We start from the raw sequence: 23,026 nt of genomic DNA, 5'->3' as shown, positions 1-23,026 counted from the left end.
GTTATTTCAAATCCTTAATAAACGTATCATAATCAATCTCAACTTGTTTCATGTATTCATTAGCGAACTCAATGAATGACTTTTTGACCTTGTCGCTATTTTTTAGGTACCCGATAATCATCGGAAACGTTGGTGATTGACTGTGTGCCCGTGCAAGTAATATCACACAAACTAACACGTAATCCTTAAAAGCGTCTAAATCCAACTTATTAAGATTTACGGAACCTTTCATATCTTTAAACTGACGAACGTAGTAACTCTTATTACTAGTATTAAACCACCCTAAAAACGGATCCGAGGCAGTTTGAAGAATCAGCTGACAATCAACAATATTTTCACCCAGTGAATCATTTTTATTCATACCAATAACGTTATTTTTATAAATTGGAAGTGCTTGTTTAATCTGCAAAACCAAGTAATTATTGTTAGCGTCCTCTAGTAAAACTAAAAAGCAAAGGGTTCCAACACTTCCCACTCCAACACTGTGTCTTACAATATCAACGATCTGGAAGTTAGAGAGAAAGAAACGGATATCACTTTTAGTATGATTGTAGTAACGATCGAGTCCATCACTAATTTTTTGATAATCTTTTTTCCCAATGTGAACCGTAACCGGTTCATTATCAATAAAGCGCCGTTCCCCGTTTTTAAGAACGGTTGTATACTTTTCCACAGCGTAGTCAGAAGTACTTCTAAGGGCCTTGTTAATACTCTTAGCGGTAATTTTTTGAAACGATTTTTTAAAATGCTTCTCACCGTCTTTTAATGTACCAAAAATCTTAGAAATATTTCTGATGGAATTAGGCAATGTCAGTTTATCCATGGCTGGAATCTCCGTCATCCTGACCAAGGCACTACGATAAGCCTCCAAGACATCCCTTAAAAACGGATTAACTTCATTTGTGATGTCAAATCCTTGTTGCTTCGCGACCAATAAAGCACTTACTAGAAAACGTAATAAGTCATCTTCAAAGTGACCTACGTGAGATTCGTCAAAATCATTTAAATCGAACAAAAGTTGATGCTCTGGAGAACCATAAAAACCAAAGTTGCCAAGGTGAGCATCACCCGCAATCAACAGATTGATATCACTCATGGGAATGGTACCTAAATCATGATTCATTAGCTCAACGCTTCCCCGATAAAAAGAAAATGGATTTTTGGCCATTCGTTCTCGTTTTAATCCTAGAAGTCCACTAAGTAGCAGTGAATCACGCTCAGTCAAAATTGGTTTAATGTCCCGCTTTCTAGCTTTGAAATTCCGCATGGCTTCCATGTTGGCATCATTACTCATCTTCTCACCAACATGAATTAATTGATCATCATTCATTGAAACGTCATTAAGTAAAGCACTTACGTTATTAAGCCCATAAGGCGATTTTTTCTCGAGTTTCATATCGTTTCTCCTTTATTTGATCAATCATCTTGTTATCGTAATTCTAACTTGTCATGTAACTGGAAATCAACTTATTACCCACATCACAACATCAATTTAACTCTATGATAGCGCTGTCTGACCCGTATTTCTACCTTGAATCGATATTTTAAATAAAAAGAGAGTCCTATTACTAGGGCTCTCTTACTGTTTTAAATTTTAAATGCCGGGGACCGGGATCGAACCGGTACGGTCATCACTGACCGCAGGATTTTAAGTCCTGTGCGTCTGCCAATTCCGCCACTCCGGCATGATGATAACAAAAAAGCGGAAGACGGGATTCGAACCCGCGACCTCCACCATGGCAAGGTGGCGTTCTACCACTGAACTACTTCCGCATATGCCGACTATAGGATTCGAACCTACGACCTCTTCATTACTAGTGAAGCGCTCTAGCCAACTGAGCTAAGTCGGCGAAAAATCAATGCGGGCGAAGGGATTCGAACCCCCACGTCCTAAGACACTAGAACCTAAATCTAGCGCGTCTGCCAGTTCCGCCACGCCCGCATAATAATGTGTTACTGGCAATGAGCCGTGGCGGGTTCGAACCGCCGACCCTCTGATTAAAAGTCAGATGCTCTACCAACTGAGCTAACGGCTCAAATGGAGGATACAGGGATCGAACCTGTGACCTCCTGCTTGTAAGGCAGATGCTCTCCCAGCTGAGCTAATCCTCCATTGATAGATATCATTGCGATAAAGCGCAACGACAACTATTAAATAATATCATTTTGATGTTTAAGCGTCAAGAACAAATTGGTTACGCTTCAACGATCAATTCTTCTCAAGCCAGTCATACAACAAATATTATTATACCGGAATGTCTTATTGATTTCTACTATTTTTGTTAAAATTTTTCATTTTTTACAATCTTCTTCATCCCATGCATATAAGGTTGAAGAACTTCGGGCACATTCACCGTTCCATCTTCATTTTGATAGTTTTCAAGGATAGCGGCAACCGTTCTACCAACGGCTAAGCCAGAACCATTTAACGTATGAACGTACTGCAATTTACCGTTCTCATCTCTGTATTGGATGTGAGCTCGTCTTGCCTGAAAATCAAGCGTGTTAGAACAACTTGAAATTTCGCGGTACCGATTTTGAGCTGGCATCCAAACTTCAAGATCATGGGTTTCGGCGGCAGTGAAGCTCATGTCACTTGATGTTAGCGTGATGACATGATAAGGCAGACCGAGTTTCTGAAGTAATGTCTCTGCTTGATGAGTAATTTCCTTTAAAGCATCCCAAGACTCCTCGGGCTTAGTAAACTGAACCATTTCAACTTTGTTAAACTGATGCAATCGAATTAAGCCCCGGGTATCTTTTCCGGCACTTCCTGCTTCTGATCTAAACGCTGGGGTCAAAGCTGTGAATTTCACTGGTAACTTCTCTTCAGAAATGACTTCGTCGCGATAGAAATTAACCAGTGGAACTTCAGCAGTCGGAATCATGGTCAAGTCACTATCTTTAATCTCAAATCCAGCCTTATTTTCTAGGAATTTAGGAAACTGCCCGGTCCCAAACATTGAATCAGAATTAACCATGTATGGGGGTAAGACTTCGGTGTATCCAGCATCGGTGTTTTGATCCAAATAGAAATTATATACCGCACGTTCTAATTTGGCTCCTGCACCTAGATAGTATACGAAACGACTTCCTGATACCTTAGCACTTCGCTTGAAATCTAAAATATCTAAGTCTTCGCCAATTTCCCAGTGGGGTTTAGGGGTGAAATCAAACTTCCGTGGTTCACCAATTCGTCTTAACTCTTTTGAACCCTCTTCGGTGAGACTAACGGGAACTTCATCAGCAGGAACATTGGGTAAATGAGCCTCAATATCATGTTGTTCAGCTTTGATAGTTTCTAGCTTTTCATCCAGCGCCTTGATCTCTTTTCCAACTTCACGCATTCTGGTAATTTGATCATTTGCGTCCTCTTTATTGCGCTTGAGCTGTGAAATTTTCTCAGATACCTCATTTCGTTCCGCTTTAAGCGACTCACTTTTAACGATTAGATCACGCCGTTCTGAATCTTTTCTAAGTAAATTGTCAATCACTTCGCCAGGCACATTTCGCTCGGCTAGCTTTCCTTTATACCAGTCTGGATTACTTCTAATCAACTTCATATCTAACATTTTAATTTCCTCCCTTAAAAGACACAAAAAGACCCTCGTCATATTGGGACGAAAGTCTTTTCGCGGTACCACCCAAGTTCCAATTAAGGCACTCGATTAATTAATAACGGTAATTGCCGTGCGGGATTGGCCGCCCGAAATACGTGCTGGAATTTTCAAATGACAATTTTCACCAACATTGTCTCTCTGTAATTCTACTTAATGGGCACGTCACGTTTATTTGTTGCGTTAATTATACAATAATCTCTGAAATTATCCTAATACTTCTTGAATTTTGTCAGAAAGTCTCTTTAAAACTTTGTTTCTGGCGTCCGCATCTTCGACAAAATCATACTTATCCCCGTTAATCCTAATCTTGGGAGACAAGTTATAATCCTCGTACCATTTTGAATATCTCTGGTTTAATTCACGATAATATTCATACAAACTACCGTCATTATCGATTTGTTCGTATTTTCTTCCACGCTTTTTAATTCTTTTAAGCATCGTATCAAAAGAAATATCAATATAAATCAGTAGGTCCGGTATTTTCTTATATTTACCGTTAGGGATCGGTTCCATCATGTTCTTTAATAAAGAATCATAAATTTGAACTTCTGTTTCAGTTGCTCGACCAAGGTCAGCATTTAGATGAAACAGTAATGAATCTTCAAAGATTGAACGATCCATCACACTGTACTTATCAGAAGAAGCTTCCTTAATGCTGTCCAAACGTTTATTTAAAAAATAAATCTGAAGCAAAAAAGCATACTTTTTTGGGTCTTTGTAAAACAACGGAAGAATCTTATTATCATCAACGGACTCATAATAGGCTGGTGAGTTTAATTTCTCAGCCAATAATGTCGTTAACGTGGTCTTCCCTGCTCCAATAGTTCCTGATAATACAATCATTTATTTGATCCCCTTAGACTAATTTAAAGAATTTGCAATTGTAATTGTACCATTTAAAAATCATGAATTTAAGACTAGCTTTCATTCTTTTTAATTTCATCCGTATAATCTTCTGAAGGCGAGACATCCACTTGATCGAGGGGAATGATATGGGTATGATGAACAAATTTGTACCCAAAATACAAGATGATAACCAACGGAACACTCATATACGTGACCGCAATCTCAAATAAGTTGAAGTGAGCAAAGGCACCAATATCTTGACCACAAATAACAACGATACACAGGATTAAAGTGATAATTGGACCAACCGGGAACCAAGTCGCATGGTATTTAAGTTCCGAAACTTTGTGTCCTTGTTTTATAAACGCCCTTCTAAATCGATAATGTGAAAGAGCAATCCCGAACCAAGCAATAAATCCAGTCAACCCGGAAGCAGCCACTAACCACATGTAAATCTTAGATCCAAAGATACTGGTCATAAAAGTCAACAACGAAATCACCATGGTTGCTAGGAGCGCTAATACCGGAATTCCACGCTTAGATACTTTGCCAAAAACTTTTGGAGCATAACCTTCATCGGCCATCGAATACAACATTCGCGTTGAGGCATACATCCCAGAGTTGGCTGAAGAAATCACGGAGGTCAAGATGACCGCGTTCATAATACTTGCAGCTCCAGCTAATCCGGCACGTTCAAACACAATCGTGAACGGACTAATGGCAACATCTGAAGCACTTGATCCCAACAAATCGGGACTAGTATATGGAATAATTGCAGCAATCACAACAATTGCCAGAATATAGAATAAAATGATGCGCCAAAATACTTCATGAATCGCTTTTGGAACAGTCTCCCGCGGGTTTTCTGACTCTCCAGCTGTAATTCCAACTAACTCAGTTCCTTGAAATGAGAATCCAGCAATTACGAAAACACTCAGAATGCCGGGAATCCCGTTTACGAAGGGAGCCTGCTTATAGGTAAAGTTCCTCATTCCAATAAAGTGACCACCCATAATTCCAAAAATGGTCAAAATTCCGACGGCTAGAAAGATAAAAATCGTGATCACTTTGATCAAAGACATCCAGAACTCAGTTTCTCCAAACGCCTTGACGGATAAGATGTTAATCAACAAAATCAGTGACAGAGCCGCTAAACTCCAAATCCAACTCGGAAAATGTGGCAGCCAGAATTGCATGACGATTGCCACCGTACTAACGTCAACCGCCACCGTAATTGCCCAGTTAAACCAGTAGTTCCAACCCATTGCAAACCCTAAAGCTGGATCAACGTACTTAGCTGAATATGTAGCAAATGATCCAGAGACTGGCATATTAGTGGCCATTTCTCCCAAACTAGTCATCAAAAAATAAACCATGATTCCCATACATACATATGCTACTAACGCACCACCGGGACCAGCATTGTGAATTGCTCCACCACTAGTCACAAAAAGACCGGTTCCAATACAACCACCAAGGGCGATCATAGACACATGACGAGACTTTAATCCCCGCTTCACCTGTCCGTTTCCATTTTTTTCAGACATAAATTCTCCTCCTAAATAATTAAGAAGAAACCCAATAACAAAACGACAAAGAAAAAGACCCTCTTGAATAACTTCCAAAAGAGTCCACAAATTCTTACTAATCGTAATCTTAGAAAGCTCTCCGTGCAACACACGACAGTCCTTGACTTATTAAATCAAAACCCAACCAATCATTTACCACGTGATCAGTTTCGGCAACTTTCCCTTTCATAAGCCCTCATCGATTAAGTGAATCTCTGGCAAATTACTGATAAAAGTCGCGCCTCTTCTTAGAATTCATATTTCATTATAAGTAAAGTATAAGTGATAAGTTAACGATTATCAATCACTTTCATGAAATTAGTAAATTGTATTCTGAAAAATCTTTGTTGTACTTAGCTCCTTGGCCCACTTTACGTACCCATGTTCACAAACTTGAAGCCATGTGTAAGCAATTAAGGCGGCACCAACGGTATCTGAAGGAAAATGGGCATTCAGATAAACCCGTGAGATCATCACTAGGAAAAGAACAATTGCTAAAATAGTTCTAATAATCCATTTAGTTGATTGTCGATTAATCATTGGAACCACTATGATCCACAGGACGCTAATCACTAGAAAAGCTCCTAAAACATGTCCACTAGGATAACTAAAGCCAGTGTCCCCCGGCAAATGCATTGAAGGACGGGGCTTGGCTACGATGTGTTTAATCACAAATCCAATGGCATCTCCACCAAAAACCAGTACCAACGAAAAGAATGCCGGTATTTTATACTTAAACCACCACAACAAAACAGCAATTATAAGTATCCACACAATATCCATCTTGGGACTCGCGACAAAACTAATCATTGAGAAAATGGTTTCTTCAAATGAAGACGGGTACCCTTGAATGGTTCCAATTATCATTGAATCTAAAAAGTCAACGTAGCCAAAACTCATTTTGACTCCAATCGTCAGGATTAACGATAAGAGAAACGCAATTGTTAATTTGTACGGACGACTAACGTCCCTTCCAATCATCATAAACGCCATACCTCCAAGAATTCATATAAAAAAAGTATAACATAATATCGATTAGCCGATTGAGAGAAGCACCAAAATCGCCGTGATTAGTGTGATATAATTGCACCATGAATTTTACAGATTGGAGTTTTATTAATGATTCATAGCCTTATTATCATGTTACTGGTAGGAGTTTTTGCGGGTGTTCTGGGTTCAATCCTAGGAATCGGTGGTGGGATGATCATTACACCGGTTTTAACCATCGGATTTAATCTTGACATTAAGTATGCGATTGGTGCAAGTATCATTGCCGTGATTGCTACCAGTTCAGGAGCAACGATCGCCTATCTAAAAGACAACGTCTTAAACTTACGGGTAGCCATGTTTCTAGAAATTGCTACTTCCATTGGGGCCGTTGCTGGTGCTTTACTAACTGGAGTGATCAATCCAATCTTTCTCTACATTTTGTTTGGCCTGTTACTCTTCTTTTCCGGTCTAAATATGGTTAAAAAGATTTGGGGCAAACAGGTTCAAACGAATACAACCAGTGAAGATAAAATTGCAAAAGAACTCAAACTAAATGGTTCTTACTACGATAAAAACCTAAAAAAGCAGATTGACTATAAGGTAACAAACGTTCCAGCTGGTTTAACCGTAATGTTTGGTGCCGGAATTGCCAGTGGTTTACTGGGAATTGGATCCGGTGCCTTTAAGGTGATTGCGATGGACACTTTTATGAAAATGCCACTCAAACCATCGAGTTCCACCAGTAATTTAATGATGGGGGTCACGGCAGCAGCGAGTGCCACCATTTACTTTTTTAACGGATCAATTTTGCCTCAGATTGCCGTCCCACTGGCGCTCGGAATTATCGTTGGAGCAACCGTCGGGTCACGTGTGATGCAAATCATGCCTTCCAAATTAATTAGAATTATTTTTATTCCCATCCTAATTTACCTTGGCGTTCAAATGATTCTTAAAGGATTTGGGGTGAACTTCTTATCATGAGCACTCAAAATAATGTAAATCAAAGTGAAAAAAATCAAGAAGCTGAAAATATTCGAATCGAAAAACTTATCGGAAAAATCATGCGTATTGGGGTGATTGTTTCCGTCATCATCATGATCTTTGGACTTTTCTTGTACCTTGTTACCGGAACAACGGGGTTTGGCAGTCACTATTACCTAACCTCCTTTGGTCAACTGCTAAAGGGAATCATTCAATTAAAACCCTATTCCATCATGATGTTAGGCGTTTTTGCTTTGATCCTAACGCCAGTTCTAAGGGTGGTCGTATCAATCTATTCATTCTATAAAGAACACGATAAGATGTACGTCATCATTACTACCATCGTCTTCATCATCTTGATGATTAGTTTTTTCCTTGGAACTTACCTGCATCTTTAAACAATTTTAAACAAAAGCGGAATTAGACATTTGTCTAATTCCGCTTTTTTAATAATTACGTTAACTTAAATAATTTTCCATCCGACTTAGTGCTTCCTTTAAATCGTCACTAGAAGCAGCGTAGGAAATCCGAACGTGGCCTTTACCACCGTCACCAAACGCTGATCCGGGAATTACCCCAACTTTAGCGTTTTGCGCTAAATCCTTGGCAAAACGAACGTCATCATTTCCATAATTTGCTGGAATTTTTACGAAAATATAAAACGCTCCGGTAGGATCAATCGGATCAAGCCCCATCTTCTTTAGCCGGAAAATGGCCTCATCCCGATTCTTTTGGTATTCATCTCGCATCGGAAAAGCATCATCCATCCCATTCTTAAGTGCCTCAAGTGCACCGTACTGAGCAGGGTCTGATGGTGAAGAAACTAAATAACCATGCATCTTATTAGCCTGAGTGATAAATTCAGCGGGACCAACCGTGAACCCCAGTCGATAACCAGTCATTGCGTGAGATTTAGACACTCCATTAATTACAATCGTTTGATCAGGTAAATACTCTGCCAGTGAATGATGTTTAATACCATAGGTTAACTCACTATAGATCTCATCGGTAATCACAAAGAGTGAATGTTGTTTCAGAATTGGGACAAGGGCTTTTAACTGCTCTGGTGTGTATTCAACCCCCGTTGGATTATTTGGATAATTTAAGATCAACGCTTTAGCACTGGGATGATTTGAGAGTGCCTCATCCAATTCTTTAGGTGTTAAAACAAAATCAGAAGTGGACGTATCAATAAACACGGGTTTCCCACCAGCAAAACGTACTAATGACTCGTATAGGGGATAGAAAGGTGCTGGAATAAAAACTTCATCGCCAAGATTAACCGTGGAAAGAATCGACGAGGCAAGCGCTTCGGTTGCTCCCATATTAACCATTACTTCAGTATCAGGATCATACTTTAAATTATATTTCTTTGCCATAAAGTTGCTGATGGCATCTCTTAAGGATTTGATTCCCTTATGAGGAGAATAATGCGAGTGGTTATCTTCAATACTCTTCATCATTGCTTTTTTAACGTGTTCAGGGGTGTTAAATCCTGGTTCTCCCACCGATAGCATAATCAACCCGTCAATATCAGATATCGACTCCGAAAAAGCTCGAATTGCTGATGGTTGCAGTTGAGTTAAATTCTTGTTAAACCGATTTTGCAAGTTTTCATTTAAAGTAGGCATGTTAATCCTCTTCCTTATCATCATCGTCAAGAGATTTAATCATTAAATTAAATCTCTTTTAACTAATTCTTCGCCAATTTCAACCGTATTTAGTGCAGCACCCTTTAATAAATTGTCGGATACTACCCACATATTATAGGCATCACCATTTTCTTGATCCGGTCGAACTCTTCCGACATATGTATCTTCTTTGCCAGCAGCGTCGATTGGTTGTGGGTAGAGTTGTTTTTTGGGATCATCTTTAAGAGTTACTCCCGGAGCATCATTTAAAATCATTTGGATCTTTTCACGACTGGCGGCTTTTTCATCCTTGACCGTGAAATAAACTGACTCACCGTGACAAATCTCCACTGGAACTCTGACACAGGTAGCAGTCACCTTAATATCTCCAGAATCCATATCATTCAGCATGATTTTCTTCGTTTCGTGAATCATCTTCCACTCTTCGTGAGTATAACCGTCTTTTTCAAACACATCGATTTGGGGTAAAAGGTTAAACGCTAGCGGATAATGTTCCTTTTCACCTTTGACTGGGAAAATGTGAGCATCCATCTTTTTGCCATCAAGGTGTTCTTGCGCTTCATCTTTTAATTCATCAAGTCCACTCTGACCGGCACCTGAAGCAGCTTGATAAGTAGAAACAATAATTTGTTTCAACCCAAACTGCTTTCTAATCGGCTCTAACGCTACTACCATTTGAATGGTGGAACAGTTTGGATTGGCAATGATCCCATGATGATTCTCTAAAGCATCTGGGTTCACTTCTGGCACAACCAGGGGAACATCCGGGTCCATTCGAAACGCACTCGTGTTGTCAACCGCAACGGCACCACGCTTCACGGCTTCCGGTAACAATTTTTTGGAAACCGAACCGCCAGCTGAAGCAAGGACTAAATCAACACCGTTAAATGAGTCGGGAGTAGCCTCTTCGACGGTTAACTCGTCACCTTGATACTCGAGCTTTTTCCCAGCGGATCTTTTAGAAGCCAACAATTTCAGACTTTTAACCGGGATACTTGATTCAGCTAACTTATCCATGAGACGTGTTCCAACGGCGCCAGTGGCACCTAAAATTGCGACATTATACTCTTTCATTACTACTTGCCCCTCTATAAAATATTTTCTAATCCAACAACTAACCCATCTAAACCGTCAACTCTCTCAATGGCAACCCTTAAACCATTCATAAATGAATCACGATCAAAAGAATCTTGACGAATAGTGAGCGCTTCACCATCTCCGCCAAACAGCACCTGTTCATGAGCAACATATCCGGGAAGTCGAACGGAATGAATCGGAACTCCATCATACTCAGCTCCGCGAGCACCCTTTAGGGTTTCCTCAGTGGATAAAGCTTTGGGTCGTTTCTTTCTTCCCTCACTGATTAACTTTGCGGTATTAATGGCGGTCCCAGACGGAGCATCTTTTTTATCCTGATGATGCATCTCGATCACCTCTGCATTAGGGAAATACTGAGCTGCCTCTTTAGCAAATTTCATTAACAATACCGCTGAAATTCCAAAGTTCGGTGCAATAATCCCACTCACATTTTCATTGTCCGCTAATTTTTGCAATTCAGCTAGTTGATCATCACTTAACCCACTGGTTCCAATAACCGGATGAATCCCATGATCCAAGGCAAATTTAGTGTTTGGATAAGCTGCTTTTGGAACCGTAAAATCAACCCAAACGTCTACATCTGGTCCCTTAATCTGATCAAAATCGTTATAAACTTTTACGTCTTTTGGTAAATCATAACTTTCAGGACTCAAATCGTTCGCTTTCGGGTCATATACGCCTATCAAATTAAAATCACCATTCTTTTCAATCATCTTAACGGCCTTTTGGCCCATTGAGCCACGAAAGCCTGCTACTAATACTTTAATCATTTAAAATGTCTCCTAAAGAATCAACGTCTAGTGCTTTTGCCAATTCTTTTTTCTCATCTTGATTTAGGGTTGCAATTGGTAAACGACAACCACCCACATTTAAACCATTAGCATTTAAAGCGGCTTTAGTTGGTGACGGGGAAGGATACATAAATAACGCCTGCATCTTTGGTGTTAACCAACGTTGAAGCTTGCCAGCTGCTTTGTAATCCCCCTGATCTAAATCATCGTACATTCCCCTTAATTGCTTACCATAGACATGGGAAGCAACCGAAATCACTCCATCACCACCAAGCATCTTAGTTGCTAGTGCTTGAGGATCTTCACCACTGTAAACCAGAAAATCATCTGGAGTGTTGGAAATGATGTATTCCATATCAGGAAGTGAGCCGCACTGCTTAACTCCAGCAATGTTATTGTATTCGGATAATTCCACGACCGTTTCTTTATTCATGTTCACACCCGTTCGTCCAGGAATGTTATAGATGATGATTGGTTTATCTGAATGATCGGCAACGTACTTAAAGTGTTTCTTCATGCCCCGTTGGTCGGGTTTGTTGTAATAAGGCACAACCACCAAGCCATAATCAATCCCATCTAATTGCATCACTTTCTGGTTAAACTCAGCCGTTTGTCGGGTATTGTTTGAGCCAGTCCCTGCAATTACCGGATACTGATCGCCCACAATCTTGCCAAATTCACCGTACAGTTTTAATTTTTCGTCTTCAGATAATGTCGGAGTTTCACCAGTCGTTCCGCCGACCACAAATCCATTGGTCCCCGTATCAACCAAATGTTTAATCAGCTTCTTAAGCCGTGTAATATCAACCTCACCGTCATTGCCAAACGGGGTGACGATGGCCGTTAATAAATCTGCTTTTTCTACCATGATTATGATCTCCCCTATTTTTTTGTTCCTTGTTGCATTCGATAATTCAAAAATCCGATAATGGCTCTACTTCCAATCGCAATTGCCTTTGGATTGGGGGTAAGCGTCGCCTCATGAAGCTGAGACTTTGGGTCACCAATTCCCAACCAAAACATTGTTCCGGGGATTTTTGACAACAAATAACCAAAATCTTCTCCCGTCATTGCGGGCATCGTGTTAATAAAATCAACGTTTTTTTGTTTTTCCATGTAATCAATAAAATTACTGGTTAACTTCGGATTATTCTCGACTGGCAAATAACCGCCCTGATTCAGGTTGAGTTTAACCTGGCAGTCGTAACTCACTGAAATCCCATTAGCGACTTCTTTTAACCGCTTATCAATCAACTCAATCATTTTCTGGGTCAGACCCCGAATCGTTCCTTCAATTCGAGCATGACCAGCGATCACATTTCGAATGGTACCGGCTTCCATTTTTCCAAAGGTAACAACCCCGCCTTCAATCGGATCAACACTCCTTGATACAATCGTCTGAACCTGATTAATAAACTGACTGGCGGCCACAATCATGTCGTTTGCATCCTGCGGATAAGCAGCATGACCACTTTTTCCGATCAGGTCAACGTTGACCTCGGTTGTCCCAGCGAACAGTGTACCCATCCGACAACCGATTGCCCCAACAGGAAGCTGGGGGTTGTCATGTAGACCATAAAATTCATCTGGATGCCACTTCCCGGTAAAAATACCATCCTCGTATGCCACCTTACCGCCATTTTCACTTTCTTCAGCTGGTTGAAAAAAAACTAACAAATTATCTTGGGGCTGATGAGCAGCATAGTAATTCAAGATACTCAACGCAACCGTCATGTGGATATCATGACCACACGCATGCATCACACCATCATTTTTTGACACAAACGTTAAATTCGTTTTTTCCTTAACTGGTAACGCATCAATATCCGTTCGGTATCCAATGGTACGCTTGGGATCAGTTCCATGGACCAGCACCAAAATCGCAGTTGGTAACTTTTCTGGTACATTAACTTCCATATAGTCCGTTTTAAACTTATCAATGACTTCTTTTAGATATTCATGGGTCTGAAACTCATGCATTGCTAATTCTGGGATTTGGTGAAGATGACGATAAATTTCAAGGAGATCATCGTCACTCAACTTGGTCGGGTTATCTGACACATTCATCACTTCCTTAAGTCGTCTTCAAGTTTAGTCTTAGACTTGGTCTGAGTGTCGATGTCCTTGATCTTTTTAGCAGGAACCCCGGCTACCATGGTATTAGGTTCAACATCATGCAAAACCACTGAGCCAGCAGCAATCACTGCACCCTCACCAACATGAACGCCTTCAATCACAACCGCATTAGCACCAACTAAGACGTTATCGTCAATTCGAACCGGTTTAGCACTAGCTGGTTCAATCACACCGGCCAAAACAGCACCAGCACCGATGTGACAATGCTTTCCAACGATCGCACGACCACCCAGGATGGTCCCCATGTCAATCATAGAATCATCACCAATCTCAGCTCCAATGTTGATTAAAGCTCCCATCATTATGACAACATGCTTTCCAATTGAGACCTGATCACGAATAATAGCACCAGGTTCGATCCGAGCGTCTAGGTTCTTGGTATCAAGTAATGGAACGGCAGAATTTCGTGCATCACTTTCAATTTCATAACTACTGATTAATTTTTTATTCTTTTTAAGAAATTTAGAAACGTTAGCCCAGTCGCCAAAAATGACACCAGTTTTGTTAGTGGTAAAATTCTCAATTCCCTTAGGAAATTTGATTTTTCCTAACTTACCTTTCAAATAAACCTTGACTGGGGTCTTTTTGTCTGAGTTAGAAATAAATTTAATGATTGATTGTGCATCTAATTGTGCCATCTTCTAGTTCTCCTTTAATTTCTTATCTAAGTGGATCAGGTCCGCATAACTCTCTCGTTGGACCGCTAATTGTGCTTTCCCATTTTCAACAAACACAACGGCTGGCCGTGGATTTCGATTATAGTTGGAAGCCATTGAGTAGCCATAAGCCCCGGTGTTAAAGATTACAAAAACATCGCCCGGTTTGCTCTTTGGGAGCGGTTGATTCTTAATCAAGATATCACCTGATTCACAGTACTTCCCGGCAATTCGGACGGTTTCAACCGGCTTTCCATCAACATTGCCTGCAAGAGCGCCTTCATAGTCTGCTTCATATAAAGCTGGCCGAATGTTATCACCCATCCCACCATCAACGGAAACGTACGACTTAATCCCGGGGACATCTTTTCTGGAACCAATCGTGTACAAACTATAACCCGCTGACCCGACGATTGAACGTCCCGGTTCAATCCAAATTGATGGAGTTGGTAAATCAGCCTCAGTTGTTTTTTGTTTAATCTCATCCACAATGGCTGAGACGAAGTCCTCTGGGGCGACGGGATGTTCTTCATCGGTGTATTGAATACCAAAACCACCACCAACGTTGATTACCTTCGCCGTGTAATCAAAATTGTCATGCCAGTGCTTCATTACATCAACAAGTTTATCGGCCGCTCCCACAAAGCCTTCGGGTGAAAAAATCTGAGACCCAATGTGAGCATGAACCCCTTTCATATTCATTCGCTTCTCAGAAAGGACCTTTTGTAAAGCTTCATCAGCTTGTCCTGATGCCAGATCGAATCCAAACTTACTGTCGACCTGACCCGTTTGGATGTACTCATGAGTATGAGCTGAAATACCAGGGGTAATCCGTAACATCACGTCGATGTTTTTATCTTGCTCTTCTAGCACGTCGTGGAGTAACTCAATTTCATGGAAATTATCCAACATAATCGTTCCCACTCCGTTTTTGACAGCCATCGTTAGTTCGTCTTTTGATTTATTGTTGCCGTGAAAACTGACCCGTGCCATCGGAAAATCAGCTTGAAGCGCAGTGTACAACTCACCACCGGAAACTACGTCAATTCCAGCTCCCTCTTGCTTCACAATTTGATACATTCCAACCGTGGCAAACGCCTTACTAGCATAATTAACCGAGTATTTAACTTTACGGTCCTCAAAAACCCGTTTAAATTTTTCAATTTGACTCTTGATCTTACTAACGTCATAAACCTCTAGGGGTGTTCCATATTCTTTTGCTAAATCACTGGCTTTGATCCCACCAATGTACAAATCATGATTTCTTATATCTTGCTTATCAATAACCGACTTCATCTCGCACCTCTTAAATAATTTATAAAAAAAGATCTTTTTGCTCAGGAGTTGAACAAAAAGATCTAAAAATAATTAATTTGACATTATTTGATCAAATATTCTTGAATAGCTCCCCGCAGAATATCTGCGACAGTCCGCGATTTATTAAATCACGTCCCAGCACCAGTGCCACTACTCTGACAGAGTGCTTCGGCAAACAACCCTTTCACTAACTTCTTCGACGAGTAAATCTCCATTAGCTAATCTTGTTACCTGCAACCTCTATTTAAATTTGTTAAAAATATAACCCATTTTGACCTGTTCGTCAATTAATATCATCTAAATTAATAACTATTTCACATATTTTGGATTCCAAGATTGATAAATTAAAAATTAATGCTACAATTCAATTTAATTAAATTCTTAAGGATGAATAATTCATGAAAGTAACCAAATTCGGTGGGAGCTCACTAGCTAACGGAGCCCAATTTCAAAAGGTAATTAATATCATCAAATCAGATCCAGATCGGAAGGCAGTCGTTGTTTCTGCTCCCGGAACTCGCTTCAAAGGTGACGTGAAAGTTACCGACTTATTAATCGAGTATGCTAACAAAGTTCTTGACCATGAAGACTTTTCTGACATTCTTAATCAAATTATTGATCGCTATCAAGAAATTGGTGAATCATTTAACGTTCAGACGAAACAGATTACCCAAATTGTCTCACAGTTAAGAGAATTACCTAATCAATCGTTTCCGGATTCTGCTCATCTAATGAGTACCTTTAAAGCTCAGGGAGAATACCTCAACGCGCAAATGTTGACGATGATTCTAAACCAACTTAAAATTCCCGCAAGGTTTATGGATCCAAAAGAAATTGGTTTTAAAGTCACCGGCGACGTTGCCGATGCGCAAATCAATCCAGTTACCTACGGAAACATCAGAAGATTTCGTGACGTTAAAGAAAAAATGATCTTTCCAGGATTTTTTGGGGTCAATGATGATAATCAAATCGCTACCTTTTCAAGGGGTGGTTCCGATATTACCGGCTCAATCGTAGCTCGTGGGCTTCAAGCTGATCTATACGAAAACTTTACCGATGTCAACGCGATCTATTCGGTTGACCCGCGGGTGGTTAAAAACCCGAAAGCTATCGACGTAATGACTTATAGAGAAATGAGAGAACTCTCGTATGCTGGTTTCTCAGTCTTTCATGATGAAGCCATCATTCCAGCGATTCAGGTCGGAATTCCCATCAACGTGAAAAATACATCAGCCCCTGATTTACCCGGAACCCTGATTGTTCCTGAAAATAAATTTCAACCAACTCGCGTAATTACCGGGGTAGCCAGTGCCAAGCACTTCTCAGCACTGTACATTCATCGCTACCTGCTTAACAAACAAGTGGGTTTTACCCTTAAGATTCTCAAAATTCTGTACAAATACAACGTGTCGTACGAACACATGCCTTCTGGAATCGATGACCTGACCATTATCTTTGATAAGGCCCAACTAAATGACCATATCGTCAAAGAAATCACGAGAGAAATCAAAGATGCCCTTCATCCCGATCAAATTCGTTGGATTAATGACTATGCCATCATTATGATCGTTGGCGAGGGAATGCAGTCTGATAATCACACCATTGAAAAAATCATTCGGCCCCTAACCGACAATGGCATCTCCATTCATATGATTAATCAAGGAGCTTCCAAGATTTCCGTGATGCTTGGAACTGACATTAAAGATTCAGATAAAGCCGTCAAGCTAATTTACAGAAACTTCTTTGACAACAACCGACTAATTTATTAGGAGACTAAATTATGACTAAATTACTTAAAGTACACGGATCCGAAAATCAATTCTTTATTTTGGATCAAACCGAATTAGACCAAAAACTAACTGACGCGGAACTTAAAAAACTTGCTCAAACCATTTCAGACCCCAAAAATCACATTTTAAACGGCGCTGATGGGGTCCTGGTGGTTGATTCATCAAACCACCCCAATGCACTGGGAAAAATGCGAGTCTTTAACGCCGATGGTAGTGAAGCTTCAATGTGTGGAAACGGACTTCGGACCGTTTCTCGGTACTTGTCACAAAAGTTTGGTCAGGATGCTTTTAAGGTTGAAACCAACGATGCAGATCTAGATGTGACAAAAGAAAGTGACATTGCACCTGGGGTTCCCGCCTTTAGTGTCCAGATCTCACCAATTTCATTTGACGCTAAGAGTCTGCCCCTTGAAAATATCAAAACCCCACTGTTAGATCAGCCTGTCAATGATTTCATTTCGGGATTAGATTATTCAGCGGTCGCAGTGCCTAATCCCCACCTCATTAGCTTTATGAGTATGGATCAAGTTAAATCAGACGATTTAGTTAAGCTAGGCAAAATGCTAAATGGAAAAAACAAGTACTTTACGGACGGTGTTAACGTTAGTTTTGCTAACGTTATGGATCAAAATGAACTTTTCGTTCGAACCTTCGAACGGGGTGTAGGTCTTACAAATGCCTGTGGGACTGGAATGACGGCCACTAGTCTAATTTACGAAATCTTAACTCATGATTCGGACTTTGACGAAACCGTCAATATTTATAATCCAGGTGGGATGGTAAAAACTCACATAAAACGCAGTGGGGTTCACTACGATCTTCATTTGATTGGAAATGCGACTTTTACTAATGAGTTAAATATTAGTGAAAGTGACCTAAGAAATGCCAACCTCGATAATATTCAAATCACCGATACCGGTGAGGAGCAGGATTATCAAGACTTTGTCAAACAGCTTCAAACTAACTAAAAACCACATTGGCCGCTTGTCAATGTGGTTTTTAGTTTCAATTAAGATACGATTCCCTTCAAAAGATGGGTGATGTGAAAGAACAGTTGAATCGCCAACTCAGCTAGTAAGAACCCAATTGCCAACGCTCCTGCAATCATCGCGACTTGCATTAAGTAAACAAACGCTAAGTGCGTGTTGCCCGTTGCAATGTATTTCATAACTTCATACGCCTGTCCACCGGGAACAAGCGGAACTAACGCTGGAATGTTAAAAACGATGATTGGCATTTTTTTGTACCGAGCTGCCAGCATTCCCAAGATCCCAATCGTAAACGCTCCAAAGACGTTTCCACCAACGTAACCACCAAAAATCGAATTGTAGGTTAGGTACACTAAATAGCTGGCAACCCCCACCAATCCACCTAGATTAAGAGCACGCGGTGGCACGTTGATCAAAATTGCAAAACAAAGGGTGGCAACGTAAACTCCAATTATTTTCACTAAAATTTCAATCATAAACACCCCTATCCAAACCACTTCAAAGCAAGTGCCACTCCAAATCCTAAAGCACAAGCTCCCATAATGGCTTCCATTGCTCTAGCTGGTCCACTAACAAGGTTGCCAGACATTAAATCTCGGACCGCATTAGTAATTTGGACGCCAGGAACAAGCGGCATCACACTCCCAATAATCATATTATCCACACCACTTCCAAGTCCCAACTTTCGGGCTAGCATGGCTAACATGCCAATTGAAATGGCCGCAGTAAATTCGTTTATAAACTCAACTTTCACGATACGATTCAAATAGTCAAAAATAATCCAACCTAACATCCCAATCAGACAAGTAATAAAGAATACCGAATAATCACCACGAAAAACCACTTCAATGGATCCTGAAAGGACCGCAGCAGCTAACATTTTCATCCAGTACGGAAAATAAGTATCCAGATCACTAACGTGTTGCAATTCTTGATAGAACTGCTCTAACGTTGTCTTGTGTTCCGCAAAGCGTCGCGATAAATCGTTCACAGCCGTGATTTTTCTTAAGTCAAAAGCCCGCTTATCAATTTCAGTAATCTGAGTTTCTGAATTATCATTAACGGAAATCATAATTCCAGTAATCGTAATGTAAGTCTTCAAGTTTGGCATCCCAGCATTTCGTGCGATTCGCTTAATGGTGTCATTAACTCGTGTCATTTCTGACCCATTCTCAATCATGATTTTACCCGCCAACATACAGGTCTTAATGACCAAATCACTATAATTACGAAAACGCGAATCCGGATCCAGTTGATTCTTCCCAAACATGCGACTCACCCCTTTTCTTTAATATTTCTAGCATATCAAAATATAAGTAAAAAATCTCATTGAGTTTTCGTTACAAAAAACTATTTTACGAATGGTATCCAGACAGATATAATTAAATTAGATTTGTAACGGTATCATACAGGAGGAAAAATATGAGTGACAATGTAAAGTTTAGTGATTTAAGTGAGCAGGCACAAAAAAAGGTTGTTAACGATTTTGTTCCTTTCTACATCAAACTATTTAGGAACAACAACCTGGAAGTTATGAGTACTTTTGACGGTGAATCTGGTGTAATTGCTGATTTAAACCGTGAAATCGTCACTCTGAGTAATAATAGTCCACGAGACGTTGTCGCTGACATCATTGAACTTGACTATGGTGATTTCGCAATCCTTTTAAGTAAATTAAGTCAGACTTACTTTGAAAACGGTAACCCCACCACTGATTGGTCAGAATGGTATGTTAACGAAACCAATAAATTAGATCCAGACAGCACTTTATAGATCACTTTAAAATCACAAAAAAACAGTTTCTTTCTCTAGTAGAAAGAAACTGTTTTTTTATATGTCTTTGCCGTTATCGTAAAATAAATCATCATGTCTTCCCCGGTCAACTTCTGGTTGAATCGTGACATGGTCAATGTGATACTTACTCTTCAATAATTTATTAATCTTATCGTAAATTAATTGGACCTGATCTAAGGGCATATTTTTCATATTAACGTGAGCCGAAAAAACGATGCTGTTTTCATCCACCATCATCGCATGCACGTGGTGAACACCAGTCACCCCATCAATTTTTAATAGATCTTTTTTAATGGCAGCGTAATTCAGTTTGGGTGCACTTTCCATCAAAATCCCCACCGTTTTCCTAATGATGGGCCAACTCTCCCACATAATGTAAAGTGCCACTAGGATGGTCACAATTGGATCCACAATTGTCCAATTCAAGAAAGCAATTAAGATTCCACCAATGATAATTCCAAGCGATGACAACGAATCACTCAACAAGTGGAGGTAGGTGGCTCTCATGTTCAAGTTGTGCTTAGCGCCTTTATTTAACAAAAAAGCAGAAAAGAAGTTGGCCACAGTTCCGACAACTGCAACCACCAGCATTACTGGCCCATTAATTGTTTCTGGATGTGAAATTCGCTTAACAGCTTCAATAATCAAAAAAAGCGAAATTAAAATCAAAAACAATGAATTCAAGAACGCCGAAATAATTTCAGCTCGTTTAAAGCCATAAGTGTTCTGTTTGGTTTGTTGTTTTTTGCTTATTCGATGAGCAATATAGCTCAATACAATTGAAATGGAATCCCCCAAATTATGGAAGGCGTCCGAAAGAAGTGACAAACTTCCCGAAAAGATCCCACCCAAAAATTCAAGAATCGTAATGACTGCATTTAATACCGTTACTTCGAAAAATCTCATTCCAGATAATTGATCATTATTCATAATCTTTCTCCTTTAATTCGACTTAAAAAATGTTCCCTGTATAGTGACTCTCTGGCATCTTAGTAAAATCATAAGCCTGGAGTTGCTCGCCATTTTTCAGGTAAGCATGCAAACTTTCCGAGATCATTAGGTTAAGTGGTTCATCCTTCTGCTGAAAAACCACAACAGGCTTTCCCATTTGAACGCCTGCACCAATCTCATAGGCTGTCCCACTATCAACATTACTACCACCAAAATCAACCACAGCCACCACTGCTTTAGCTGCTTCTAGATTTTCCATGTCACGATGATAGATCTCGTTCGCCCATGGAAGGGTAAACTGCTCATTTTCAGCGTCCTGATGTTTACGTGGCGAATAAAAATCAGTCACCGTTGGATTTGCCTCTAATGCGTGTTCAACAACTTCAATTCTTTGAATTTGTTCGTTACTAAAAAATGGACTTGCTAAATAAATTTGAGCCATGTTAACTCTCCTATTTTCTGTTTAGTCTTCTACCATTCGCCATTCACCCTCGCCAGCTTTTGAAATTAAATTCAAAAAGTGAAGAGCTTCTTTCGCTTGGTCCTGATCGTGTTTATATAATTCGTTTAATCCGGCACCCGTATTAACTGGTCGTGACAGATCAAACTGACCTTTTTTACCAGACTGACCAGTTGCCATTGCTACCACAATCTCGCCACTATTAACCCTGGTGACAATGAAGAAAATGGTAAAATCATCGTCTTTTTTCATGTAAGCAGGCATTGCCCAAATGTCGTCAGCAATTTGCTGCATCTCATAATCTTTGAACTTATAGTCAAGGTGATTCTTCTCATTCACCGGCTTATTAAGTACAAACATCATTTTATCAAAGGATTTTTCACCTAACTGGATGTTATCTTCCACGGAACATTCTCCTTACTTTACTAACTTTATTGTAGCAAATTTTAAAAAATTTACATACTAATTTTTGGAAATTACCTTTTCCATATCATCAGGCAACTTGGCTTCAAAATTTAACTGCCGTCCTTGAAACGGATCAAAGAAAAAAAGCGTAAAAGCATGTAACGCCTGGCGTTTAATTCCCCGATCAAGTGGACCATGATAAAGTTCATCACCAAGCAGCCGGTGACCAATCGATGTCATGTGAACCCGAATCTGATGGGTACGCCCAGTGTGAAGTTTAATTTCTAATAGTGATGCATCACTTAAGTCTTTTTTAACCCAGTATTCCGTCTGTGCGGCCTTTCCCGACGTAGTCACTTGTCTCGCAAAGTTATCACCAATTCGCCCAATTGGCTGGTCAATGATTCCGTGCTTTTGTGTCATTTTGCCAGAAACGATTGCTAGGTATCGCTTATCAATTTCATGACGATTCAGCTCTTCATTGGCATAACTATTTGCCAAACGATTTTTAGCAACTAAGACCACTCCACTAGTAAACCGATCCAAACGTGTAATAATGTGCGGTCGTAAATTTGCGGCCTCTTCGTTTATTAAATGGCCTTTAATCCGATTCACCAGTGTATCGGATTGGTTGCTTGGGCCTGGAACCGACGTTAACCCAGCTTCTTTATTAACCACTAGCCAATTCTCATCTTCGTAAATTACATTAATTGGTTCAAAACTAACCGCAATTCGTGGATCAGATAATTCATTTGGGAGAAAAACAGAGACGACATCATCAAAAGCAACGTTAACCGATGGCTTGACGGCCTTAGCATTAATCTTAAAAGCATTTTTCGCTCGCTTTAAGTCTGCATACATCCGATGACTAATCCCATGTTGACTCAAAAAGGCCTTGAGCGATATGGGACTAGTATGAGAACTTTTAAAATTAACTTTCATGGTTTTTTGCTCCTTTGACCAAAATAAATAAGGCGATGCA

23 protein-coding genes, 6 tRNA genes and 2 riboswitches are annotated in these 23,026 nt (G+C 40.0%); of the genes, 5 read left to right on the top strand and 24 right to left on the bottom strand.

Annotation, left to right across the window (positions count from 1 at the left end):
- Nucleotide 1: 1 nt before the first annotated feature.
- The 11 genes from AC6UDF_RS01555 to AC6UDF_RS01505 form a co-directional block, all read right to left on the bottom strand.
- Nucleotides 2–1,396 (bottom strand): DUF2252 domain-containing protein, encoded by a 1,395-nt coding sequence (locus tag AC6UDF_RS01555; RefSeq protein ID WP_500693533.1) that lies wholly within the window; start codon nt 1,394–1,396, stop codon nt 2–4.
- Nucleotides 1,397–1,599: 203 nt separating this feature from the next.
- Nucleotides 1,600–1,685: transfer RNA gene (locus AC6UDF_RS01550), tRNA-Leu, on the bottom strand.
- A gap of 16 nt (nt 1,686–1,701) precedes the next feature.
- Nucleotides 1,702–1,773 (bottom strand) — tRNA-Gly (locus AC6UDF_RS01545).
- A 3-nt stretch (nt 1,774–1,776) separates the two neighbouring features.
- Nucleotides 1,777–1,850: transfer RNA gene (locus AC6UDF_RS01540), tRNA-Thr, on the bottom strand.
- Nucleotides 1,851–1,860: 10 nt separating this feature from the next.
- A tRNA-Leu gene (locus tag AC6UDF_RS01535) sits at nt 1,861–1,942 on the bottom strand.
- Between the two features lie 21 nt (nt 1,943–1,963).
- Nucleotides 1,964–2,036: transfer RNA gene (locus tag AC6UDF_RS01530), tRNA-Lys, on the bottom strand.
- 3 nt (nt 2,037–2,039) lie between these two features.
- A tRNA-Val gene (locus AC6UDF_RS01525) sits at nt 2,040–2,112 on the bottom strand.
- Nucleotides 2,113–2,282: 170 nt separating this feature from the next.
- A complete protein-coding gene (gene serS, locus AC6UDF_RS01520) occupies nt 2,283–3,572 on the bottom strand; it encodes a serine--tRNA ligase (protein WP_500693532.1) in 1,290 nt (429 codons plus the stop codon).
- Between the two features lie 252 nt (nt 3,573–3,824).
- The gene (locus tag AC6UDF_RS01515) at nt 3,825–4,463 is read right to left on the bottom strand and encodes a deoxynucleoside kinase (RefSeq protein ID WP_500693531.1); all 639 of its coding nucleotides are present in this window, start codon (nt 4,461–4,463) and stop codon (nt 3,825–3,827) included.
- Between the two features lie 74 nt (nt 4,464–4,537).
- On the bottom strand, nt 4,538–6,013 hold the full coding sequence (locus AC6UDF_RS01510; RefSeq protein ID WP_500693530.1) for an amino acid permease: 1,476 nt from the start codon (nt 6,011–6,013) through the stop codon (nt 4,538–4,540).
- Nucleotides 6,014–6,119: 106 nt separating this feature from the next.
- Nucleotides 6,120–6,289, bottom strand: a riboswitch (Lysine riboswitch).
- A gap of 63 nt (nt 6,290–6,352) precedes the next feature.
- Nucleotides 6,353–7,018 carry a phosphatase PAP2 family protein gene (locus tag AC6UDF_RS01505; RefSeq protein ID WP_500693529.1) on the bottom strand — a complete coding sequence of 222 codons (666 nt, stop codon included), beginning with the start codon at nt 7,016–7,018 and terminating at the stop codon, nt 6,353–6,355.
- Nucleotides 7,019–7,153: 135 nt separating this feature from the next.
- Between AC6UDF_RS01505 and AC6UDF_RS01500 the strand changes: the two genes are divergently transcribed.
- Nucleotides 7,154–8,005: a sulfite exporter TauE/SafE family protein gene (locus AC6UDF_RS01500; RefSeq protein WP_500693528.1), complete on the top strand. Its 852-nt coding sequence runs from the start codon at nt 7,154–7,156 to the stop codon at nt 8,003–8,005.
- On the top strand, nt 8,002–8,403 hold the full coding sequence (locus tag AC6UDF_RS01495; protein WP_500693527.1) for a DUF1634 domain-containing protein: 402 nt from the start codon (nt 8,002–8,004) through the stop codon (nt 8,401–8,403). The genes AC6UDF_RS01500 and AC6UDF_RS01495 overlap by 4 nt, the downstream gene beginning before the upstream one ends.
- Before the next feature lie 60 nt (nt 8,404–8,463).
- Here the strand turns inward: AC6UDF_RS01495 and AC6UDF_RS01490 are convergent, their stop codons facing one another.
- Genes AC6UDF_RS01490 through lysA form a run of 7 tightly spaced genes read right to left on the bottom strand, consistent with a single transcriptional unit; the run spans nt 8,464 to nt 15,634 of the window.
- A complete protein-coding gene (locus tag AC6UDF_RS01490; protein WP_500693526.1) occupies nt 8,464–9,636 on the bottom strand; it encodes an aminotransferase class I/II-fold pyridoxal phosphate-dependent enzyme in 1,173 nt (390 codons plus the stop codon).
- Between the two features lie 42 nt (nt 9,637–9,678).
- A complete protein-coding gene (locus AC6UDF_RS01485; protein ID WP_500693525.1) occupies nt 9,679–10,731 on the bottom strand; it encodes an aspartate-semialdehyde dehydrogenase in 1,053 nt (350 codons plus the stop codon).
- 14 nt (nt 10,732–10,745) lie between these two features.
- Complete coding sequence (gene dapB / locus AC6UDF_RS01480) at nt 10,746–11,525, bottom strand: 4-hydroxy-tetrahydrodipicolinate reductase (protein ID WP_500693524.1); 780 nt, start codon at nt 11,523–11,525, stop codon at nt 10,746–10,748.
- Nucleotides 11,518–12,414, bottom strand: a complete 897-nt coding sequence (gene dapA, locus AC6UDF_RS01475; RefSeq protein ID WP_500693523.1) for a 4-hydroxy-tetrahydrodipicolinate synthase — start codon at nt 12,412–12,414, stop codon at nt 11,518–11,520. The genes dapB and dapA overlap by 8 nt, the downstream gene beginning before the upstream one ends.
- A gap of 14 nt (nt 12,415–12,428) precedes the next feature.
- A complete protein-coding gene (locus AC6UDF_RS01470) occupies nt 12,429–13,613 on the bottom strand; it encodes an N-acetyldiaminopimelate deacetylase (protein WP_500693522.1) in 1,185 nt (394 codons plus the stop codon).
- Entirely contained in the window at nt 13,613–14,320 is a 708-nt protein-coding gene (gene dapD / locus AC6UDF_RS01465; protein ID WP_500693521.1) for a 2,3,4,5-tetrahydropyridine-2,6-dicarboxylate N-acetyltransferase, read from the bottom strand. The genes AC6UDF_RS01470 and dapD overlap by 1 nt, the downstream gene beginning before the upstream one ends.
- 3 nt (nt 14,321–14,323) lie before the next feature.
- On the bottom strand, nt 14,324–15,634 hold the full coding sequence (gene lysA / locus AC6UDF_RS01460) for a diaminopimelate decarboxylase (protein ID WP_500693520.1): 1,311 nt from the start codon (nt 15,632–15,634) through the stop codon (nt 14,324–14,326).
- Between the two features lie 98 nt (nt 15,635–15,732).
- A riboswitch (Lysine riboswitch) is annotated at nt 15,733–15,906 on the bottom strand.
- Between the two features lie 147 nt (nt 15,907–16,053).
- Here lysA and AC6UDF_RS01455 point away from each other — a divergent pair.
- Complete coding sequence (locus AC6UDF_RS01455; protein WP_500693519.1) at nt 16,054–17,424, top strand: aspartate kinase; 1,371 nt, start codon at nt 16,054–16,056, stop codon at nt 17,422–17,424.
- Nucleotides 17,425–17,435: 11 nt separating this feature from the next.
- Nucleotides 17,436–18,413, top strand: a complete 978-nt coding sequence (gene dapF, locus AC6UDF_RS01450; protein ID WP_500693518.1) for a diaminopimelate epimerase — start codon at nt 17,436–17,438, stop codon at nt 18,411–18,413.
- Between the two features lie 41 nt (nt 18,414–18,454).
- Here the strand turns inward: dapF and AC6UDF_RS01445 are convergent, their stop codons facing one another.
- Nucleotides 18,455–18,910, bottom strand: coding sequence for a threonine/serine exporter family protein (locus AC6UDF_RS01445; RefSeq protein ID WP_500693517.1), 456 nt, complete (start codon nt 18,908–18,910; stop codon nt 18,455–18,457).
- 8 nt (nt 18,911–18,918) lie between these two features.
- Nucleotides 18,919–19,704, bottom strand: a complete 786-nt coding sequence (locus tag AC6UDF_RS01440; RefSeq protein ID WP_500693516.1) for a threonine/serine exporter family protein — start codon at nt 19,702–19,704, stop codon at nt 18,919–18,921.
- A 152-nt stretch (nt 19,705–19,856) separates the two neighbouring features.
- Here AC6UDF_RS01440 and AC6UDF_RS01435 point away from each other — a divergent pair, with 152 nt between their 5' ends.
- Nucleotides 19,857–20,207: a hypothetical protein gene (locus AC6UDF_RS01435; protein WP_500693515.1), complete on the top strand. Its 351-nt coding sequence runs from the start codon at nt 19,857–19,859 to the stop codon at nt 20,205–20,207.
- A 57-nt stretch (nt 20,208–20,264) separates the two neighbouring features.
- Here the strand turns inward: AC6UDF_RS01435 and AC6UDF_RS01430 are convergent, their stop codons facing one another.
- From AC6UDF_RS01430 to AC6UDF_RS01415, 4 genes are read right to left on the bottom strand one after another with little or no spacing between them, the layout of a single operon-like run.
- Nucleotides 20,265–21,158: a cation diffusion facilitator family transporter gene (locus AC6UDF_RS01430; protein ID WP_500693514.1), complete on the bottom strand. Its 894-nt coding sequence runs from the start codon at nt 21,156–21,158 to the stop codon at nt 20,265–20,267.
- 22 nt (nt 21,159–21,180) lie between these two features.
- Nucleotides 21,181–21,621, bottom strand: a complete 441-nt coding sequence (locus AC6UDF_RS01425; RefSeq protein WP_500693513.1) for a nucleoside 2-deoxyribosyltransferase — start codon at nt 21,619–21,621, stop codon at nt 21,181–21,183.
- A 21-nt stretch (nt 21,622–21,642) separates the two neighbouring features.
- The gene (locus tag AC6UDF_RS01420) at nt 21,643–22,044 is read right to left on the bottom strand and encodes a hypothetical protein (RefSeq protein WP_500693512.1); all 402 of its coding nucleotides are present in this window, start codon (nt 22,042–22,044) and stop codon (nt 21,643–21,645) included.
- A gap of 57 nt (nt 22,045–22,101) precedes the next feature.
- Nucleotides 22,102–22,986 carry an RluA family pseudouridine synthase gene (locus tag AC6UDF_RS01415; protein ID WP_500693511.1) on the bottom strand — a complete coding sequence of 295 codons (885 nt, stop codon included), beginning with the start codon at nt 22,984–22,986 and terminating at the stop codon, nt 22,102–22,104.
- Nucleotides 22,987–23,026: the final 40 nt, after the last annotated feature.

This window comes from Fructilactobacillus sp. X2R6C1 (genome assembly GCF_059901295.1).
This window is presented reverse-complemented; position numbering and strand designations above follow the sequence as displayed.

Excerpts from the sequence above, each read along its gene's own strand:
- lysA (WP_500693520.1), bottom strand. The coding sequence starts at position 15,634 with ATGAAGTCGGTTATTGATAAGCAAGATATAAGAAATCATGATTTGTAC.
- AC6UDF_RS01455 (WP_500693519.1), top strand. The coding sequence starts at position 16,054 with ATGAAAGTAACCAAATTCGGTGGGAGCTCACTAGCTAACGGAGCCCAA.
- AC6UDF_RS01440 (WP_500693516.1), bottom strand. The coding sequence starts at position 19,704 with ATGTTTGGGAAGAATCAACTGGATCCGGATTCGCGTTTTCGTAATTAT.
- dapF (WP_500693518.1), top strand. The coding sequence starts at position 17,436 with ATGACTAAATTACTTAAAGTACACGGATCCGAAAATCAATTCTTTATT.
- AC6UDF_RS01500 (WP_500693528.1), top strand. The coding sequence starts at position 7,154 with ATGATTCATAGCCTTATTATCATGTTACTGGTAGGAGTTTTTGCGGGT.
- AC6UDF_RS01430 (WP_500693514.1), bottom strand. The coding sequence starts at position 21,158 with ATGAATAATGATCAATTATCTGGAATGAGATTTTTCGAAGTAACGGTA.
- AC6UDF_RS01445 (WP_500693517.1), bottom strand. The coding sequence starts at position 18,910 with ATGATTGAAATTTTAGTGAAAATAATTGGAGTTTACGTTGCCACCCTT.
- dapB (WP_500693524.1), bottom strand. The coding sequence starts at position 11,525 with ATGATTAAAGTATTAGTAGCAGGCTTTCGTGGCTCAATGGGCCAAAAG.
- serS (WP_500693532.1), bottom strand. The coding sequence starts at position 3,572 with ATGTTAGATATGAAGTTGATTAGAAGTAATCCAGACTGGTATAAAGGA.
- AC6UDF_RS01470 (WP_500693522.1), bottom strand. The coding sequence starts at position 13,613 with ATGAATGTGTCAGATAACCCGACCAAGTTGAGTGACGATGATCTCCTT.
- AC6UDF_RS01510 (WP_500693530.1), bottom strand. The coding sequence starts at position 6,013 with ATGTCTGAAAAAAATGGAAACGGACAGGTGAAGCGGGGATTAAAGTCT.
- AC6UDF_RS01555 (WP_500693533.1), bottom strand. The coding sequence starts at position 1,396 with ATGAAACTCGAGAAAAAATCGCCTTATGGGCTTAATAACGTAAGTGCT.
- AC6UDF_RS01425 (WP_500693513.1), bottom strand. The coding sequence starts at position 21,621 with ATGGCTCAAATTTATTTAGCAAGTCCATTTTTTAGTAACGAACAAATT.
- AC6UDF_RS01515 (WP_500693531.1), bottom strand. The coding sequence starts at position 4,463 with ATGATTGTATTATCAGGAACTATTGGAGCAGGGAAGACCACGTTAACG.
- AC6UDF_RS01490 (WP_500693526.1), bottom strand. The coding sequence starts at position 9,636 with ATGCCTACTTTAAATGAAAACTTGCAAAATCGGTTTAACAAGAATTTA.
- AC6UDF_RS01495 (WP_500693527.1), top strand. The coding sequence starts at position 8,002 with ATGAGCACTCAAAATAATGTAAATCAAAGTGAAAAAAATCAAGAAGCT.
- AC6UDF_RS01485 (WP_500693525.1), bottom strand. The coding sequence starts at position 10,731 with ATGAAAGAGTATAATGTCGCAATTTTAGGTGCCACTGGCGCCGTTGGA.
- dapD (WP_500693521.1), bottom strand. The coding sequence starts at position 14,320 with ATGGCACAATTAGATGCACAATCAATCATTAAATTTATTTCTAACTCA.
- AC6UDF_RS01505 (WP_500693529.1), bottom strand. The coding sequence starts at position 7,018 with ATGATGATTGGAAGGGACGTTAGTCGTCCGTACAAATTAACAATTGCG.
- AC6UDF_RS01435 (WP_500693515.1), top strand. The coding sequence starts at position 19,857 with ATGAGTGACAATGTAAAGTTTAGTGATTTAAGTGAGCAGGCACAAAAA.
- dapA (WP_500693523.1), bottom strand. The coding sequence starts at position 12,414 with ATGGTAGAAAAAGCAGATTTATTAACGGCCATCGTCACCCCGTTTGGC.
- AC6UDF_RS01415 (WP_500693511.1), bottom strand. The coding sequence starts at position 22,986 with ATGAAAGTTAATTTTAAAAGTTCTCATACTAGTCCCATATCGCTCAAG.